The organism is Streptomyces sp. NPDC059874 (genome assembly GCF_042731135.1).
Lineage (GTDB): Bacteria > Actinomycetota > Actinomycetes > Streptomycetales > Streptomycetaceae > Streptomyces.
In genome coordinates, this window is record NZ_JBHWJY010000073.1 from 1 (window position 1) to 17,167 (window position 17,167).

At 71.0% G+C, this 17,167-nt stretch carries 18 protein-coding genes and 1 pseudogene; 8 read left to right on the plus strand and 11 right to left on the minus strand.

Translation table 11 applies throughout. The features are described from left to right. Positions 1 to 140: 140 nt before the first annotated feature. Positions 141 to 947, minus strand: coding sequence for a hypothetical protein (locus tag ACFV9H_RS31590; protein WP_385404956.1), 807 nt, complete (start codon positions 945 to 947; stop codon positions 141 to 143). A gap of 160 nt (positions 948 to 1,107) precedes the next feature. Here ACFV9H_RS31590 and ACFV9H_RS31595 point away from each other — a divergent pair, with 160 nt between their 5' ends. The 5 genes from ACFV9H_RS31595 to cseB all read left to right on the plus strand — a co-directional run bounded on the left by ACFV9H_RS31595 (position 1,108) and on the right by cseB (position 4,969). Further along, positions 1,108 to 1,764: a phosphatase PAP2 family protein gene (locus ACFV9H_RS31595; protein ID WP_385404958.1), complete on the plus strand. Its 657-nt coding sequence runs from the start codon at positions 1,108 to 1,110 to the stop codon at positions 1,762 to 1,764. Then, a complete protein-coding gene (locus tag ACFV9H_RS31600; RefSeq protein WP_385404960.1) occupies positions 1,761 to 2,678 on the plus strand; it encodes an A/G-specific adenine glycosylase in 918 nt (305 codons plus the stop codon). The genes ACFV9H_RS31595 and ACFV9H_RS31600 overlap by 4 nt, the downstream gene beginning before the upstream one ends. Before the next feature lie 262 nt (positions 2,679 to 2,940). Further along, positions 2,941 to 3,501 (plus strand): SigE family RNA polymerase sigma factor, encoded by a 561-nt coding sequence (locus ACFV9H_RS31605; RefSeq protein ID WP_385404963.1) that lies wholly within the window; start codon positions 2,941 to 2,943, stop codon positions 3,499 to 3,501. Beyond that, a complete protein-coding gene (locus ACFV9H_RS31610) occupies positions 3,489 to 4,241 on the plus strand; it encodes a hypothetical protein (RefSeq protein WP_385404966.1) in 753 nt (250 codons plus the stop codon). The genes ACFV9H_RS31605 and ACFV9H_RS31610 overlap by 13 nt, the downstream gene beginning before the upstream one ends. A 14-nt stretch (positions 4,242 to 4,255) precedes the next feature. Next, a complete protein-coding gene (gene cseB / locus ACFV9H_RS31615) occupies positions 4,256 to 4,969 on the plus strand; it encodes a two-component system response regulator CseB (RefSeq protein WP_385404969.1) in 714 nt (237 codons plus the stop codon). Between the two features lie 23 nt (positions 4,970 to 4,992). Here the strand turns inward: cseB and ACFV9H_RS31620 are convergent. Beyond that, positions 4,993 to 5,205, minus strand: a pseudogene (locus ACFV9H_RS31620) (zinc ribbon domain-containing protein); the annotation flags it as partial. Positions 5,206 to 5,249: 44 nt separating this feature from the next. Between ACFV9H_RS31620 and cseC the strand changes: the two are divergent. Continuing rightward, entirely contained in the window at positions 5,250 to 6,557 is a 1,308-nt protein-coding gene (cseC, locus tag ACFV9H_RS31625) for a two-component system sensor histidine kinase CseC (RefSeq protein ID WP_385404971.1), read from the plus strand. A 460-nt stretch (positions 6,558 to 7,017) separates the two neighbouring features. Then, the gene (locus ACFV9H_RS31630; protein WP_385404973.1) at positions 7,018 to 8,202 is read left to right on the plus strand and encodes a LamG-like jellyroll fold domain-containing protein; all 1,185 of its coding nucleotides are present in this window, start codon (positions 7,018 to 7,020) and stop codon (positions 8,200 to 8,202) included. Between the two features lie 70 nt (positions 8,203 to 8,272). On the opposite strand, the gene ACFV9H_RS31635 is transcribed toward ACFV9H_RS31630, so the two are convergent. Together ACFV9H_RS31635 and ACFV9H_RS31640 are read right to left on the minus strand one after the other, a co-directional pair. After that, the gene (locus ACFV9H_RS31635) at positions 8,273 to 8,851 is read right to left on the minus strand and encodes a M23 family metallopeptidase (protein ID WP_385405051.1); all 579 of its coding nucleotides are present in this window, start codon (positions 8,849 to 8,851) and stop codon (positions 8,273 to 8,275) included. Between the two features lie 407 nt (positions 8,852 to 9,258). After that, positions 9,259 to 11,784 carry an ATP-dependent Clp protease ATP-binding subunit gene (locus ACFV9H_RS31640; protein ID WP_362592261.1) on the minus strand — a complete coding sequence of 842 codons (2,526 nt, stop codon included), beginning with the start codon at positions 11,782 to 11,784 and terminating at the stop codon, positions 9,259 to 9,261. A 463-nt stretch (positions 11,785 to 12,247) separates the two neighbouring features. Between ACFV9H_RS31640 and ACFV9H_RS31645 the strand changes: the two genes are divergently transcribed. Further along, positions 12,248 to 12,949, plus strand: a complete 702-nt coding sequence (locus ACFV9H_RS31645; protein WP_385404976.1) for an SCO3374 family protein — start codon at positions 12,248 to 12,250, stop codon at positions 12,947 to 12,949. Here ACFV9H_RS31645 and ACFV9H_RS31650 read toward each other — a convergent pair. The 7 genes from ACFV9H_RS31650 to ACFV9H_RS31680 form a co-directional block, all read right to left on the minus strand. After that, a complete protein-coding gene (locus ACFV9H_RS31650; RefSeq protein ID WP_385404978.1) occupies positions 12,934 to 13,269 on the minus strand; it encodes an Lsr2 family protein in 336 nt (111 codons plus the stop codon). The genes ACFV9H_RS31645 and ACFV9H_RS31650 overlap by 16 nt on opposite strands. 166 nt (positions 13,270 to 13,435) lie before the next feature. Further along, a complete protein-coding gene (locus ACFV9H_RS31655; protein WP_385404981.1) occupies positions 13,436 to 13,966 on the minus strand; it encodes an amino-acid N-acetyltransferase in 531 nt (176 codons plus the stop codon). Between the two features lie 11 nt (positions 13,967 to 13,977). Next, positions 13,978 to 14,406 (minus strand): BlaI/MecI/CopY family transcriptional regulator, encoded by a 429-nt coding sequence (locus tag ACFV9H_RS31660; RefSeq protein WP_385404984.1) that lies wholly within the window; start codon positions 14,404 to 14,406, stop codon positions 13,978 to 13,980. 107 nt (positions 14,407 to 14,513) lie between these two features. Next, on the minus strand, positions 14,514 to 14,678 hold the full coding sequence (locus ACFV9H_RS31665; protein WP_385404986.1) for a hypothetical protein: 165 nt from the start codon (positions 14,676 to 14,678) through the stop codon (positions 14,514 to 14,516). A gap of 202 nt (positions 14,679 to 14,880) precedes the next feature. Beyond that, complete coding sequence (locus ACFV9H_RS31670) at positions 14,881 to 15,465, minus strand: hypothetical protein (RefSeq protein ID WP_385404987.1); 585 nt, start codon at positions 15,463 to 15,465, stop codon at positions 14,881 to 14,883. 65 nt (positions 15,466 to 15,530) lie between these two features. Continuing rightward, positions 15,531 to 15,731, minus strand: coding sequence for a DUF397 domain-containing protein (locus tag ACFV9H_RS31675; protein ID WP_385404990.1), 201 nt, complete (start codon positions 15,729 to 15,731; stop codon positions 15,531 to 15,533). Positions 15,732 to 15,918: 187 nt separating this feature from the next. Further along, a complete protein-coding gene (locus tag ACFV9H_RS31680; RefSeq protein WP_385404992.1) occupies positions 15,919 to 17,082 on the minus strand; it encodes a threonine aldolase family protein in 1,164 nt (387 codons plus the stop codon). Positions 17,083 to 17,167: the final 85 nt, after the last annotated feature.

Sequence of the window (17,167 nt, forward strand, 5' to 3'; positions counted from 1 at the left end):
ACCCTATAAAAGACGCTGCGCGGCAAACCAGCCCGGTCGGCCAAATCCAGCCTCGCCGGCGTTTGAGGCGCTGGGGGTCCCCCCGGACGAAGTCTGGGGGAGGGTCCGGGGGCGGAGCCTCCGGCAACGGTCCGCGGCCGCTAGTCCCGCTTGAGGACGAACGAGGTTCGGGCCACCGGCATGCCGGGTGACTTGACCTCGACCACGTACGTGTCCGGCACCGCAGACCCCGCCGGAGGCGACTGGCACTGGTCCGGCGCGCTGAAGTGCCGGTCCCAGTCCAGCGGCTGCTTCGTTTCGCCGCCCGCCGGGAGGCGGAAGAACGCGTTGCCCGCGCCCGTCGGGCAGTCCGCCGAGGACCAGACCGCCTTGCTGGTCGTCGCCTGAAGGATGGTCAGGACCGCCTGCTTCGGGCCGAGGTCGACCTTGCAGGTGGTGCCGGAGATGTTGCGGGCGACCAGTTCGAGGCGGGGCTTCTCGTTCGCCTCGTACTCGTTCTTCACGCTCTTGACCTCCCACTGCAGCGCACCCGGCGCGCAGGTGGGGAGCGGGGAGTCCGCCGGGACGGCCGCCGGGCCGCCCCCGGAGCCGCCGGAGGCCGCGGCTCCGCCGGAGCCCGTACCGGCGCCCGGGTCGCCGTTCTTGCCGGCGCCCGCGCCGCCCGTGCCGCCCTCGGAACCGGTGCTCCCGCCGCCGCCCGAGGACTCCGTGCGGCCGCCCGGGGCGGTACCGATGGCCGGTCCCGTTCCGGAGGGCCCGGGAGTGATCGCGGGGACGGCGTCGGGGCCCTTCTGGCCCTTCCCGTTCGTACTGGTCTTCCCCCCGCCGGAACTGACGGTCCATACGGCGAGGAGCGCGAGGAGCGCGACGACGGACGCCAGCACAGCCCTCCGTCGCCAGTAGATGGAGGAGGGGAGCGGCCCGACCGGATTGCGCAGAGATCCCACGGACGGAACCTTACGAGAATTCGCGGCCCGATCAGTGCCCCACATGCCGCGCAGCGGACTCGATTTGCCGATGATCATCCTGCGGGCGGAACCGGAATGGTCCGAAATCGGCCAAGGGTCTGATGCCCCGCCGATGCCTCCGTGCGTACGGTCGGTCACCATGGACAGCTCGGACCTCTACCGCGACATCACCGACTTCGCCCATTCCACGCCCACCTGGGCGCAGTCGGCGTTCGAGGTCTGGACGGAGTACGGGCTCCTGCTGTTCGGGCTGCTCTTCACAGCCGTGTGGTGGCGCTCGCGCGGACTGCCGGGCGGCCCCCGCCCGGTGGCACTCGCCGTCCTCGCGCCACTGGCCACCGCCGTCGCGTACGTCGCGTCCGAGGTCGTGAAGTCGACCGTGGACGAGGAGCGGCCCTGCCGGGCCGTCGCGGGAGCCGCGGCCTCGCTGATCAAGTGCCCCGCCGTCGGAGACTGGTCGTTCCCGAGCAACCACGCGGCCATCGCGGGCGCCGCCGCCGTCACGCTGGCCATCGCCGTCCCCCGCCTGGCGCTCCTGACCGTGCCTCTCGCGCTGCTGATGGCCTTCTCCCGCGTCTACGTCGGCGTGCACTATCCGCACGACGTGGCGATGGGCCTGCTGCTGGGCGGTTCACTGGCCGCCCTCGTCGTCCTCGCGCTCGCCGGCCCGATCGGTACGGTCATCGGCGCCATGCGGGCCAGCGGGGTCCGCGCCGCCGTCTGGTTCACCGGCCCGAACCGGACACGCCAGGACACCCCCTGCCCCCGAAACGTGCCAGGATGCCGTCTGCCATGACTGCATCCGCACCCGCACCCGCGTCCCCCGACTCCGCCGCCTCCCACGCGCTGCACTCCCCCGTCATCGCGTGGTTCGACGAGCACGCCCGCGACCTGCCCTGGCGCCGCCCCGAGGCCGGCCCCTGGGGGGTCATGGTCAGCGAGTTCATGCTCCAGCAGACCCCCGTCAACCGGGTCCTGCCGGTCTACGAGCAGTGGATCGCCCGCTGGCCGCGCCCCGCCGACCTGGCCGCCGAGGCCCCCGGCGAGGCCGTACGGGCCTGGGGGCGGCTCGGCTACCCCCGCCGGGCCCTGCGGCTGCACGGCGCGGCCGTCGCGATAACGGAGCGGCACGGGGGCGACGTACCGCGGGAGCACGCGCAGCTGCTGGCACTGCCCGGGATCGGCGAGTACACCGCGGCCGCCGTGGCCTCCTTCGCGTACGGGCAGCGGCACGCCGTTCTCGACACGAACGTGCGGCGGGTCTTCGCGCGCACCGCCACCGGGGTCGAGTACCCGCCGAACGCCACCACGGCCGCCGAGCGGCGCCTGGCCCGGGCCCTGCTGCCCGAGGACGAGGAGACCGCGGCCCGCTGGGCGGCGGCCTCGATGGAGCTCGGCGCGCTGGTGTGCACCGCCAAGAGCCCGGACTGCGCCCGCTGCCCGGTGGCCGGGCTGTGCGCCTGGCGCCTCGCCGGGAAGCCGGCGCACGAGGGACCGCCGCGGCGCGGGCAGACGTACGCGGGAACGGACCGGCAGGTGCGCGGCAGGCTGCTCGCCGTGCTCCGGGAGGCCGTGGGACCCGTACCGCAGGCCGTGCTCGACACGGTCTGGGACGAGCCGGTGCAGCGGGCGCGGGCGCTGGACGGGCTGGTCGCCGACGGGCTGGTGGAGCCCCTCGCCGGATCCTCGTACCGGCTTCCGATGACCTGAGGGCGAAGGGGAGACGACGCCGCGGTAACGCGCCGACGACGGGATCCGAAGGTGCGTCACCACCGGCCGGGGCCAGACTGGTAGCCGACTCAACCATTCCGCTTTTTGCCGGGAAACCCCAGCTCACAGCCGCTGTTACACAACCTATGGGTGTCCGTGCGCCCACCGAAGGCTGGCCCGCACAGGCCCGTGACAACCCCTCCGTACCGTCGAATCCGTAAGACAGCGGATGACCGGGGGAACGGCAGTGGAGGCGGTTGAGATGGCGCACGGTGAGGTACTCGAATTCGAAGAGTACGTACGCACCCGGCAGGACGCCCTGCTGCGCAGTGCCCGGCGCCTGGTCCCGGACCCCACGGACGCGCAGGACCTCCTGCAGACCGCGCTCGTGCGCACCTACGGCCGCTGGGACGGCATCGCGGACAAGTCGCTGGCCGACGCCTACCTCCGCCGGGTCATGATCAACACCCGCACCGAGTGGTGGCGTGCCCGCAAGCTCGAAGAGGTCCCCACCGAGCAGCTCCCGGACGCCTCCGTCGAGGACGGCTCCGACCAGCGCGCCGACCGCGCCCTGCTGATGGACATCCTCAAGGTGCTCGCGCCCAAGCAGCGCAGTGTGGTCGTGCTGCGACACTGGGAGCAGATGAGCACCGAGGAGACGGCTGCCGCGCTCGGGATGTCGACGGGTACCGTGAAGAGCACTCTGCATCGCGCGCTGGCCCGCCTCCGGCAGGAACTGGAGAGCCGGGATCTGGACATGCGCGCGCTGGAACGCGGTGACCACACCATCCGGTACGAGGGGCGTGAGCGGTGCGCGGCCTGAACGGCCAAGACGGCGGTCTGACGGGCCTGACCGGCAGTTCGCTGGCACTGGTGTCGGCGGGGACGATCGTCCTCGTCGGCACCGCCGTGTTCGCGGTCGGCTGCTCCACCGGCGGCACCGGCCTGCGCGACGGCGGGCCCGCCCGCAGCGAGGCCGTGGCCAAGGCCGGCACGGCGGCGCCGGCGGAGTCCTCCTCGCCCTCGCCCTCCCCCTCCTCCGAATCGTCGACGGAGGTCAAGGACCCCGGCTCGCCCTCCACCGCCCCCTTCGACCAGCCCCTGAAGAAGGTCGACCCCGTCAAGCTCCTGCTGGCGGACCCCAAGGTCAGCGCCGCGGTGAAGCGGGACCTCAAGCCCTGCTCGGGCAAGGAGTACCCGGTGGACGTGAGCTACGGCCGGGTCACCGGCAGCCCCGTCGTCGACATCGTCGTCAACGTCCTGTCCTGCGTCGACGCGCTTGGCCGCGGCTCGTACGTGTACAGGGCGGACGGCGGCACGTACGAGAATGTCTTCTCGGACGAACAGCCGCCCATCTACGCGGAGATCGACCGGGGCGATCTGGTGGTCACGAAGCAGGTCTACGGAAAGAGCGACGCGCTCGCGTATCCGTCGGGCGAGGACGTGATCACCTACCACTGGAACGGGCAGAGGTTCGCCGAGCAGGACCGAGTTCACTCGGAGTACAGCAATGTGGTCGACGGCGGGGGCCAGCCCGCTCCGGCCGTGACCCAGAAGAACTGAGGCGAGGCTTCCGCATGGCCGAGACCCATGTCCTGTTCGTCGAGGACGACGACGTCATCCGCGAGGCCACGACCCTGGCGCTGGAACGCGACGGGTTCGTGGTCACCGCCATGCCCGACGGGCTGTCCGGCCTGGAGTCCTTCCGGGCCAACCGGCCCGACATCGCCCTGCTCGACGTGATGGTCCCCGGCATGGACGGCGTGAGCCTGTGCCGTCGCATCCGCGACGAGTCCACCGTCCCCGTGATCATGCTGTCGGCGCGCGCCGACAGCATCGACGTGGTGCTGGGCCTGGAGGCGGGCGCCGACGACTACGTCACCAAGCCCTTCGACGGCTCCGTGCTCGTCGCCCGCATCCGCGCCGTACTGCGCCGCTTCGGCCACGCCGGCGGCCCGCAGAACGGAGGGTCGGGCGCCGACGGCGACGGCCCGGACGGGGAGCGCGGGGTGCTGTCCTTCGGCGACCTGGAGGTCGACACCGAGGGCATGGAGGTCCGGAAGGCGGGCGCGGCGGTGGCGCTGACTCCGACCGAGATGCGGCTGCTGCTGGAGTTCTCCTCCGCGCCCGGCACCGTACTGTCGCGCGACCGCCTGCTGGAACGGGTCTGGGACTACGACTGGGGCGGCGACACCCGCGTCGTCGACGTCCACGTCCAGCGGCTGCGCACCAAGATCGGGCAGGACCGGATCGAAACGGTCCGGGGCTTCGGATACAAGCTCAAGGCTTGACTTCGCCCCCTCCCTACCGGGAGGGGGTTCCCACCCTCACGGGGTGGGGTTTCCTGCTTCACCACGGACCGCCCCGGCCGAGAGGAGGACTCCCATTGAGGTCTTGCACCCGTTCCACAGGCAGCGACCGCCGGCCCGGCGGCCAGAAGATCGACAGCCGCGTTCTCGTCCCGGTCGTGGGTCGTCCCGCAGCTCTCGCACGTCCACTCGCGGACGTTGAGGGGCATCTTCCCCTTCCTCACCCGGCCTCGACCGGGGCTCGCCACACGAGAAGACAGGCATGAGACGGTTCACCCTCCGTACGGGGATCCGCTGGAAGATCACGCTCGCCATCGCGGCCGTCGGCGCACTCACCGCCGTCGCGCTGAGCCTGGTGGTGCACAGCGCTGCCCGGGTGTCGATGCTGGAGAGCGCCCGCGAGACCCAGCTGGACCGGGTGCAGTTCATCTCCCGCAACGCCGACTCGGGGCGCAAGCCGATGATGGGCGCCAAGGTCAACGACCCGGAGCTGCCCGTGCAGCTGCGCGAGAAGGCGCGGTCCGGGCGGCGCGGCACCTTCGTGCAGGAGAACCCGCACGGGCTGCCGGAGGTGTGGGCAGCCGTACCGCTCGGCAACGGGCAGGTGCTGTCGCTGCACACGCAGTTCCGCGAGAGCGCCAACATGGTGCGCGACCTGGACCGGGCCCTCGTCGTCGGCTCCCTCGCCGTGGTCATCGGCGGCTCGGCGCTCGGCGTGCTCATCGGCGGGCAGATCTCGCGCCGGCTGCGCAAGGCCGCGGCGGCCGCGCAGCGGGTGGCGCACGGGGATCCCGAGGTACGCGTACGGGACGCGGTCGGGGGCGTCGTACGCGACGAGACGGACGACCTCGCGCGGGCCGTGGACGCCATGGCCGACGCGCTCCAGCAGCGGCTGGAGGCCGAGCGGCGGGTCACCGCGGACATCGCGCACGAACTGCGCACCCCGGTGACGGGCCTGCTCACGGCGGCGGAACTGCTGCCTCCGGGGCGGCCGACCGAGCTGGTGCGGGACCGGGCGCAGGCGCTGCGCGCGCTGGTCGAGGACGTACTGGAGGTGGCCCGGCTGGACAGCGCGTCCGAGCGGGCGGAGCTCCAGGACGTGGCGCTGGGCGAGTTCGTGAGCCGCCGGGTGAAGGCCCTGATGCCGGAGGCTTCGGTGCGGGTGGTCGCGGACGAGATGGTCAGCACCGACCCGCGCCGGCTGGAGCGGATCCTGGGGAACCTGCTGGCCAATGCCTCGCGGTACGGGCAGTCGCCGATCCAGGTCGACGTGGAGGGCCGGGTCGTACGGATCCGCGACCACGGGCCGGGCTTCCCGGAGGCGCTGCTGCGCGAGGGGCCGAGCCGTTTCCGGACCGGGTCGACGGACCGGGCGGGCGTGGGGCACGGGCTCGGGCTGACCATCGCGGAGGGCCAGGCGCGGGTACTGGGCGCCAGGCTGACATTCCGCAACGTGGCGGCCCCGGCGGGTGGCTCCGGGAGCAGCGCGGCGGGCGCGGTGGCGGTGCTGTGGCTCCCGGAACACGCCCCGACGACCACGGGCAGCTTCCCGGTGGTCCAGCTGCCGTAGGGGTTCCGGGGCGGCACCGGGTGGCTGCGCGGCGCCGCCCCGGCCTTGGCTGCGCCGGGCACGGAAATCCAGCCTCGCCGGCGTTTTTGAGGCGCGGGGGTCCCCCCGGACGGAGTGTGGGGGAGGGTCTGGGGCGGAGCCCCGGTTTCGGGAAGGGGCGGGGTGGGGGAAGGCTCCGCGCAGCGGCCCGCCCCGACCCGGCGCGGCCCGCGCGTGGGGTTCGCCGGGGCCGGCCGCCGGTTGGCTGCGCCCCTCGGGCGGCGTCGTCAGGAGCCGGCGGGGCCGGCCGCGCGCCGGGGCGTCTCCTCGGGCGTCGAACGTTTCCAGGGGTCGAAGGGCCGAGGGCGGTTGCGTTCGACGCGCTGCGGGGACGCCCCGACGCATACCCGACTCCGGCGGCGCCGGGGTGTCCGGGCCCTGGCCCTACGCCCCCACGGGCGCGTGACTTAGCATCCCAGGCATGACCGACGGCACGAATCCCTCCAGCAATCCGCAGCCCGAGCCCGCCCCGGGGAGCGGCGGCTACGGGTTCCCGCCGGGCCCCCCCGCGCAAGGCGGCTACGGCTTCCCGCCCAATGCCCCCGGCCAGGACGGCGGGTACGGGTACCCGCAGGGCGGTGGTTACGGCTACCCGCCGAACGCGCCCGCGGGCGGCGGCTTCGGCCCCCCGCCGGTGTTCCCGCAGGATCCCGGCCCGGTCGGGCCCGACCAGGGGCTGCCCGGCATACCCTCCGTCGAGCAGCCGGACTGGGAGGCCATGGCGGACCGCTCGGCCGCGGAGCGGCGCAAGAAGCGGCTCTGGATGGTGGGCGGAGCGGTGGCCGTCCTGCTGCTGCTGGCCGGCGGTGGAACGTTCATGCTGCTGAAGGGCGACAACGCGGAAGACGACGGCTCCAAGGACGTCGCCGAGAACGTGCAGCCGTCCTCCTCGCCCAAGCCCGGCGCGAGCCCGACGAAGACCTACTCCCCCACCCTCGCCGAAGACCCCTCGCAGCTGCGCGACAGCGTCGGCAAGGTCCACATCCGCATGGGCAACGACGCCTCCGTGCCCAAGGTCGGCACTCGTCACGAGCTGCGCCTCAAGGGGAATCCGGAGTCGTACGCGCAGGCCACCAAGGCCGCGGTGGACACGGAGAAGGGCTTCACCCTCACGGCCCGCGTCCACAACTCCTCCGGCGCGAAGGGCCCGCACATCGCCGTGAGCCAGGGCACCGGGGAGTCGTTCGCGTTCGAGCTGGGCGCCGACGAGGTGAACGGCAAGCAGGCCTGGGTGTTCCGCGTGCGGACCTCCGACAAGAGCGAGAAGCCCACCCTGGTGACCGTCGCGGCCGAAGGGCTCAAGACGGTCAAGACCACGACGTCGCTGCTCGCCACCTACGACGCCGAGAAGAAGACGATCGCCCTCTACGTGGAGGGCAAGAAGGCCGCCGAGGCCCCGGTCCCGGGGATCTGGAAGAACTCGGGCCCGCTGCAGCTGGGCCGTTCCCGCCACGCCAACGCCTGGGCGGGCGACTGGCAGGGCGCCATCAAATCGGTGCGGGTCTACGAGGTCGGGTTCTCGGCGGAGCTGGCCGCCGCGTACCAGGCCGGCACCCTCGACGACGCGACGAAGGCCAAGTGCATCCACGGGTGGATCGTCGGCTGAGCCGCTGATCGAACGACCGAACGACGAAGCCCGGACGACCGTATGGTCGTCCGGGCTTCGGGGTGTCAGGTCAGACCGTGACGCCTGCGTTGCGCAGGAAGGTCATCGGGTTGATGGCCGAGCCGTAGTTCGGCGTGGTGCGGATCTCGAAGTGCAGGTGCGGGCCGCTGGAGTTTCCGGTGTTGCCGGACAGGGCGATCTGCTGGCCCTTGGTGACCTTCTGGCCGATCCTGACCTTGATCTTCGAGAGGTGCGCGTACTGCGAGTACGTCTTGTTCGCGTGCTTGATCACGATGGCGTTGCCGTACGCCGGACCGTCGCCGCCGCCGTTGGGGCCGGCCTTGACGACGGTGCCCGCGGAAACGGCGTCCACCGGGGTGCCGGACGGGACGGCGAAGTCCTGGCCGGAGTGCTTGTGGGACCACATGGTGCCGCCCTTGCCGAAGGTCGCGGACAGCGTGTACTTGTCCACCGGCTTCTCCCACAGGGAGGCCTTCGCGTCGGGGGCGGCCTTGGGCGCCTGCGCGGCGGTCTGCGTCGTGTCGGCGAACGCGGCGGTCGTCCCGGCTCCCAGGGCAAGCACGGCACCGAGAGCGGTGGCGCCGACGGCGATACGGGTACGACGGGTGCTGACGCGCTTCGCGAACATGAAGGAGACCTCCGGGGCCGGGGACAGGGGCGGGTTCACGCCGCTACGGGCATGAAGTGACCCGGCACGATGAAGCGCGTACCGGGCTGGCCCCGCCTTGGTAACCCGAGCCCCCGAACTTCCCCAAACCGCCCGATTACTACCCGGTCTCGTAGCCGGCCCAAGGCTGCGCGGCCTGTTGACGCGCCTCCCACCTGGGGCGGAGGGCACCTTCCGGGGCCCATTGGATCTACGAAACCACCTAGTACGTCCGATTTGTTCTGTGCGGCTTGTCACCGGCCCGGGACCTTCGGCGGGTGGGTTCGGGACCTTCGGCGGGCAACCGATCGGACAACCGGGCGGGCAGCCCAAAGGGGCGGCCCCGGAACCTTTCGGTCCCGGGGCCGCCCCTTGGCACTGCTATCGCGTTACGCGCCCTTCGACAGGTCCGGGCCGGAGCCCGTGGCCTCGATCGGGGGGAGGTCCGGCAGAGCCGACTTCTCCTCGCCGCGGAAGGTGAACTTGGCTTCCTCGCCCTCACCCTCCACACCCACGACCACGATGTGACCGGGGCGCAGCTCGCCGAAGAGGATCTTCTCCGACAGCATGTCCTCGATCTCGCGCTGGATGGTCCGGCGCAGCGGGCGCGCACCCATGATCGGGTCGTAGCCGCGCTTGGCCAGGAGCTGCTTCGCGTCACCGCTGAGCTCGATGCCCATGTCGCGGTCCTTGAGGCGCTCGTCCACCTTGGCGATCATCAGGTCGACGATCTGGATGATGTCTTCCTGCGTGAGCTGGTGGAAGACGACCGTGTCGTCGACACGGTTGAGGAACTCGGGCCGGAAGTGCTGCTTGAGCTCTTCGTTGACCTTCGCCTTCATCCGGTCGTAGCCGGTCTTGGTGTCGCCCTGAGCCGCGAAGCCCAGGTTGAAGCCCTTCGAGATGTCCCGGGTACCCAGGTTGGTCGTCATGATGATGACCGTGTTCTTGAAGTCCACGACCCGGCCCTGGGAGTCGGTCAGTCGACCGTCTTCCAGGATCTGGAGAAGGGAATTGAAGATATCCGGGTGGGCCTTCTCGACCTCGTCGAAGAGGACGACGGAGAACGGCTTCCGGCGCACCTTCTCGGTGAGCTGGCCGCCCTCTTCGTAGCCCACGTAACCGGGGGGCGAACCGAAGAGACGGGAAACCGTGTGCTTCTCGCTGAACTCCGACATGTCGAGGGAGATCAGCGCGTCCTCGTCGCCGAAGAGGAATTCGGCGAGCGTCTTGGAGAGCTCGGTCTTACCGACACCGGACGGACCGGCGAAGATGAACGAGCCACCCGGGCGCTTCGGGTCCTTCAGACCCGCACGGGTACGGCGGATCGCCTGGGAGAGCGCCTTGATGGCGTCCTTCTGGCCGATGACCCGACGGTGGAGCTCGTCCTCCATGCGGAGCAGTCGCGAGGACTCCTCCTCGGTGAGCTTGAAGACGGGAATGCCGGTCGCGGTCGCGAGGACTTCGGCGATGAGCTCGCCGTCGACCTCGGCGACGACGTCCATGTCGCCGGCCTTCCATTCCTTCTCGCGCTTGGTCTTCGCCGCCAGCAGCTGCTTCTCCTTGTCGCGGAGAGAGGCCGCCTTCTCGAAGTCCTGGGAGTCGATGGCCGACTCCTTGTCGCGACGCACGGCCGCGATCTTCTCGTCGAACTCGCGGAGGTCCGGCGGCGCGGTCATCCGGCGGATGCGCATCCGGGAGCCGGCCTCGTCGATCAGGTCGATCGCCTTGTCCGGGAGGAAGCGGTCCGAGATGTACCGGTCGGCCAGCGTCGCCGCCTGGACGAGGGCCTCGTCCGTGATGGAGACGCGGTGGTGGGCCTCGTAACGGTCGCGCAGGCCCTTGAGGATCTCGATCGTGTGGGGGAGGGAAGGCTCCGCCACCTGGATCGGCTGGAAGCGGCGCTCGAGGGCCGCGTCCTTCTCGAGGTGCTTGCGGTACTCGTCCAGCGTCGTGGCACCGATGGTCTGGAGCTCACCACGGGCCAGCATGGGCTTGAGGATGCTGGCGGCGTCGATCGCGCCCTCGGCGGCGCCCGCACCCACGAGGGTGTGGAGCTCGTCGATGAACAGGATGATGTCGCCGCGGGTGCGGATCTCCTTGAGCACCTTCTTCAGGCGCTCCTCGAAGTCACCGCGGTAGCGGGAACCGGCGACCAGGGCACCCAGGTCAAGCGTGTAGAGGTGCTTGTCCTTGAGGGTCTCGGGGACCTCGCCCTTGACGATCGCCTGGGCCAGGCCCTCGACGACGGCGGTCTTGCCGACGCCGGGCTCGCCGATGAGGACCGGGTTGTTCTTGGTCCGGCGGGACAGCACCTGCATGACCCGCTCGATCTCCTTCTCGCGCCCGATGACCGGGTCGAGCTTGGATTCGCGGGCCGCCTGGGTGAGGTTGCGGCCGAACTGGTCGAGGACCAGCGAGGTCGAGGGCGTGCCCTCGGCCGGGCCGCCGGCCGTGGCCGACTCCTTGCCGCCCCCGGTGTAGCCGGAGAGCAGCTGGATGACCTGCTGCCGGACTCGGTTGAGATCGGCGCCCAGCTTCACGAGGACCTGGGCGGCGACGCCCTCGCCCTCGCGGATCAGGCCGAGCAGGATGTGCTCGGTGCCGATGTAGTTGTGGCCGAGCTGGAGGGCCTCTCGGAGCGACAGCTCCAGGACCTTCTTCGCCCGCGGGGTGAAGGGGATGTGGCCGGACGGGGCCTGCTGCCCCTGACCGATGATCTCCTCAACCTGCTGGCGAACAGCCTCGAGCGAAATCCCGAGGCTCTCCAGGGCCTTAGCGGCGACACCCTCACCCTCGTGGATCAAGCCCAGGAGGATGTGCTCAGTGCCGATGTAGTTGTGGTTGAGCATCCGGGCTTCTTCCTGAGCCAGGACGACAACCCGCCGCGCGCGGTCGGTGAACCTCTCGAACATCGTTTATCGCTCCTCAGAGCGGTCGGGCAGTTCGGGGTCGGTCCCCGCCCTGTCCTTCCGCATGCTAGTCCCGTGGGGCGGGACAGCTCATTCCAACTGCCGACATCCGTCCACGGCTCACCCCCACGTCGGTGAGGAAAACCGGCTGTTAGAGCCGACTACTGCTCCAACTCGATGGTGCGAGACGATGTTCCCGCAGGCCAGGCAGATACCCGTCATGCGTGTACGCCGATGGCGAACGGAAGCCGTTCAAATCAGCGTGTCGCCCCGATCCACTAGGAATGTCTTACCCGTAAGGACTGACACTCCATGCCGGTGGCACCGGTTCCCTCCGCTAAGGGCGAACACGGTTCCGTCCCGAATGCGGGACTCCGGCCTCACGGATGTTTACGTTCCGCATCGGCGTGAGCGCGGTGTGTCACACCGACCGTAACCCAGGGACGTTTCGAGAGTTGCTCCGGACATGGCCGCAACCGTCCCGCAGACTTCCGTGCCGACCTCTTCGCCGACCTCTTCGCCGACCTCGCCGCCGATCTCCCCGACGACCTCGTCCGGACTCCGCCCGGGGGGACCCCCGGCCCGGATCGTTCCCGGGCCTCGGAGGCCGCCCGAGGGGGACACCCGCGCCGGCTGGTACGAGCGGGTGCTCGGCTGGACCGTCCTGGGCGGGACGCCCGCACTGCTCGCCACGGGGATCCGGTTCGACGTGCTGGACCTGCCGTCCGACGCGGGGGCGGCGCTGCTGCGCGGGCCGGTCGCCACGGGTCCGGTCGCGCTGACGGGGCGGCGGATGCGGTTCCTGGTGGCCGCGGGGAGCGCGGAGGAGCTGGACGGGCTGCTCGACTGGCTGGAGTGGGGCGGGGTCGCCCTCGATCTCACCGCCCTGGGTGCGGGGGGCCGGATCACCGCCCCGATCCCCCCGGGGACGCCCCCGGGAAAAAGCCCTCGGGGGGCCGCTGTGTGGTTGCGACCCCCCGAGCAGGGGTGTGAGGCACTGCTGCCGGCCCTGCCCGGTCCCGGGCGGGCCGCCGGGCCCAGTCGTGGAAAAGGCACTGCCGGGCCCGATCTCGTACGCCTGGTGGCGGCGGCGGCGACGGAATGCCACCGGGCGCGCCTGAGGCGACGTACGCCCCTACGGGAAGCCGCGGGTCAGCGGTTCTCGTAGGCCTCGCGGATGTCGGCCGGGACACGGCCGCGGTCGTTGACGTTGAGCCCCTGGGCCTTGGCCCAGGCGCGGATCTCGGCGGTGTCCGTGCTGCCGGCCGTCGCGGCCGCGCGGGCCTTGGAGCCACGGGCCGCGGTCGCACGGCCACCGGTACGGCGGCCGCCCTTGGTGTACGGGTCGAGCAGGCCGCGGAGCTTTTCAGCGTTGGCGGTGGTGAGGTCGATCTCGTAGGTCTTGCCATCCAGAGCGAACGTCACCGTCTCGTCCGCCTCGCCACCGTCGAGGTCGTCGACAAGAAGGACCTGAACCTTCTGTGCCACCGGGATTTCCTTTCATCGAAAAGCAGTACGCGGAAAGGAAACCGCTTTTGCCTGAAAAACACAAACCCCCGGGGAGAGGTTCGAGACCGCAACGAGGCGGGAAACGTGCGCGATTCGGACATAGGCCACAGGCGGGCAGAGCACGGGAAAAGCCGCGGGTGATCGATCAGAGGTGCAGAAGCATCCGACTGTTGCCCAAGGTGTTCGGCTTCACTCGTTCGAGACCCAGGAACTCCGCGACGCCCTCGTCATAGGAACGCAGCAGCTCCATGTAGACATCCGTCTCGACGGGCGTCTCGCCGATCTCGACGAACCCGTGCTTGCGGAAGAAGTCCACTTCGAAGGTCAGGCAGAAAACCCGGCTCACGCCGACCTCGCGGGCCGTGCGCAACAACTGCTCCAGCACGCGATGGCCGACACCCGCGCCCTTCAACTCCCGATCGACGGCGAGAGTGCGCACTTCGGCGAGGTCTTCCCACATCACGTGGAGGGCTCCGCAGCCGACGACCTGGCCGTCCGAGGCGCGTTCCGCGACCCAGAACTCCTGGATGTCCTCATAAAGGACGACCGGCGCTTTGTCGAGCAGGATCCGCTGCTGCACGTACTGGTCGAGCAGGCGGCGCAGCGCGGGAACATCACCGGTGCGGGCACGGCGGATCGTCACTGTTTCTGCATGTGCAGCGGAAAACTCTCCCATGCGACCGGACGCTATCGCCCCGGCTCCCCCGCCTGCTCGTCGGACTCCCCTTCGGCTTCGGGGGCCGCGGGGGTCTCGTCGTCGTGCTGGACGATGCGTACGGCGTCGCGGAGGGCTTCACGCTGTTCCGCCGACATCATGCCGAAGAAGGCCACGAGAGCGGCTGCGGGGTTGTCGCTCGTGGACCAGGCTTCGTTCATCAGTGCGGCCGAGTAGGCGGCGCGGGTGGAGACCGCCGTATATCGATAGGCGCGGCCTTCGGCTTCCCGACGGACCCAGCCCTTCTGATGAAGATTGTCCATAACGGTCATGACCGTGGTGTACGCGATGGACCGTTCCTGCTGGAGGTCTTCCAGTACTTCCCGAACGGTGACCGGGCGGTTCCACTGCCACACCCGCGTCATGACGGCGTCTTCGAGTTCTCCCAAGGGGCGAGGCACAGCAGCACGATAGTGCGGGTTGTGCGGAATTGCCCGACTATTCGGAGAGCAACGCGCAAGAAAATCGGGCGGAGGGCCGTGGGGCCGTCCGCCCGTCGCCCCTCGGGCTACTTCTGCTGCCGAGCGCCCGCGGCCCGGGCGATCACGGCGTCGACCGCCGCGTCCTCCTTGGCCTTGTTCGCGCCGCCCTGGCTCTTCACGATCGTCCTGACGAGGGCGATGAAGAACGCGGCCATCACGACGGGGGGCACGAGCGCGGAGACGTAGTCCATGCCGACAGCCTAACCAGTGCCGTGGCCGTAAAGGCTTGCCGGGGCGCGGTGTCCGACGCGGTGCATCGCAAGGCGGAGGACCGCGGCTCGTACTGGACGTACTTGCGCGGTCCGACAGCGCGGCGAGGTGCCGTGCCTGGGGGCACCTCCCAGCGGTAGCTGGGGGAGCGCCGTGACCCGGTGAACCTTTCCGGTCACGGCACTAGCCGACGGCACGACCGGCCGCCGGGGGCGGGGCGGGCTTGCGGCGCGGCGGGAACACCTCGCCGGGCGTCGGGATCGGCTTCTCCGGCCGCTGCGGCTCCTTCGGCCGGGGGTCCGGCGAAGGCCGCTGGTCCTGGCCGCCGGCCAGCGTCAGCAGCCGCGTACGGGGCGCGGGGGCCGTCGACAGCCGACGCCGTACGGAACGCTCCGCGACGCCCTGGGCCCGGTCCAGAAGCGCGGCCGCGACCGGATTGGCCCGCAGGGCGCGCAGGGCTGCGAGGTCGTCGGGCACGGGCTCGTAGCCGCCCGCGAGGGCGTCCTGGAGCAGCTCCAGGTAGCCGGAGAGGCTGCCGGGCAGGGCGCCCCGGTAGCGGCCCAGATCCTCGATCAGGAAGGCTCTGAGCCGCCCCGCCTCCTGGACCACGTCGTCCACCGACTGCGCGAGGCGCAGGCAGTCCTGGACCTCCGGGGCCGTGAGGGGGGCCGTGGAGGACTGAAGGGCGTGGGCGAGGGAGCGCCTGAGCACAAGCAGTTCAGCAGCGCTGAACGCCATGCCGCCGCGGGATCCGTAGGGCGTGGGCATGGGCCGAAGATACGCGCTAATCGGACAAAATCCCCTGAGGGCGTGGGTGCGGCGCGGCGGTTCTTCTAGCCGGTTCCTTTTACCGCGCGGAGGAAATCGGCCCAGGCGGCCTGGGTCGTGGCGAGGACGAGGTGGGCGGGGTCCGCGCGGTCGGCGACGCGCACGAGGGTGCCGGGGGTGGCGGCGACGTAGACGCAGGCGTCTCCTTCGCCGCAGAACGAGGACTTCTGCCAGGCGGTGGCGCCGGCCGCGGGCTGGACGGTCATGATGTCTCCTCCGGTCCCAGGAATTCCCGTCGAAGTGGACGGTAGCGCCGTGGCCGGACTTGGTCGGTGACTTTCGCCGAATTCGGTGATTCGCGTGCGAGTGGTGGTGGGCGGGTGCGGCGCCGTTGCCGGGGCTCCGCCCCAGGCCCCGCGCCTCAAACGCCGGCGAGGCCGGATTTGGCTGGACCTACAGCCTCGCCGTGAAGTCCGTGAGGGCCGACGTGACGTCCTCCGTCGTCCAAGAGAGGCCTGGGGTGGTGATCGTCAGTTCCGTCATCGAGACGCCCGGGACGGGGGTCTCGGACCACTGGCGGAAGAGGACGCGGCCCGTTTCCTCCGCCGTGCGCAGGCCCGCTTCCGTCAGGTGGGGGGCCTCGAAGGGGAGCCACACCTGGAACTGGTGCGTGTGCGGGACCTCCGGGTTGATGCGGGACCAGGCGATGCCCGGAGCCTCGGCGAAGCCCACGCGCAGGGCTTCGGCGACCAGGCGGGCCTGCGCGACGTACGACGGCAGCAGCGGCAGCTCGCGTTCCAGGCCCGCCAGGGCGGACAGCGCCGCGGGGAACTGGCGGAAGACGCGGCCCCCGTAGCGGTGGCGCCAGACCCTGGTCTCCTCGACGAACCCGGCCGGTCCCGCCAGGCACGCCCCGCCGAGCCCGCCGAGGGACTTGTAGAAGGAGACGTACACCGAGTCCGCCAGCGCTGCGATCTCCCGCAGCGGGCGGCCGAAGTGGACCGTGGACTCCCAGAGCCGGGCGCCGTCGAAGTGGACCACCGCCTCCCGCTCCCGGGCCGCGTCGACCAGCTCCTCCAGTTCCTCCCAGGTGGGCAGGAGATAGCCCGCGTCGCGCAGCGGCAGCTCCAGCATCAGGGTGCCGAAGGGTTCCGGGAGGGAGGCGATCTCCGCCGCGGAGGGCTGGCGGGGTTCCGTGGTCGGGTGGGCCACGCGCAGGCCGGAGACGGTCGACAGCGCGTCCCCCTCCCACCGCTCCGGGTGGCTCATCGGGTGCAGGGCGACCACCGGGTTCCCGGTGCGGCCCGCCCAGCAGCGCAGGGCGATCTGCTGGGCCATGGTGCCGGAGGGGAAGAAGGCCGCGTCCTCGGTGCCCAGCAGGTCGGCGACCCGGCGCTCCAGGGCGCGGACCACGCCGTCGCCGTACACGTCGGCCTGTTCGTCCAGGTCGTACGGGGAATCGGCCAGCGTCGCGAGCAGCTCCGCCATCGTGGGCTCGCGCAGGCCGCGGGACAGCGTGCGGTCCGCTCCGCGCCAGGCCGCCACCAGTCGTCGCTCGTACTCCGTGTCGTCGGTGTCCTGGGGCGCGCCGGTCTCGGGCTCGGTCTGATCGGTCATGGGGCCGATCATCGCCGACCGGGCGGCGGCGGCCCCAGGAGCTAGCATGGCGGCGTATCGTCCGGTACCCCCCGCGGACTGGAAC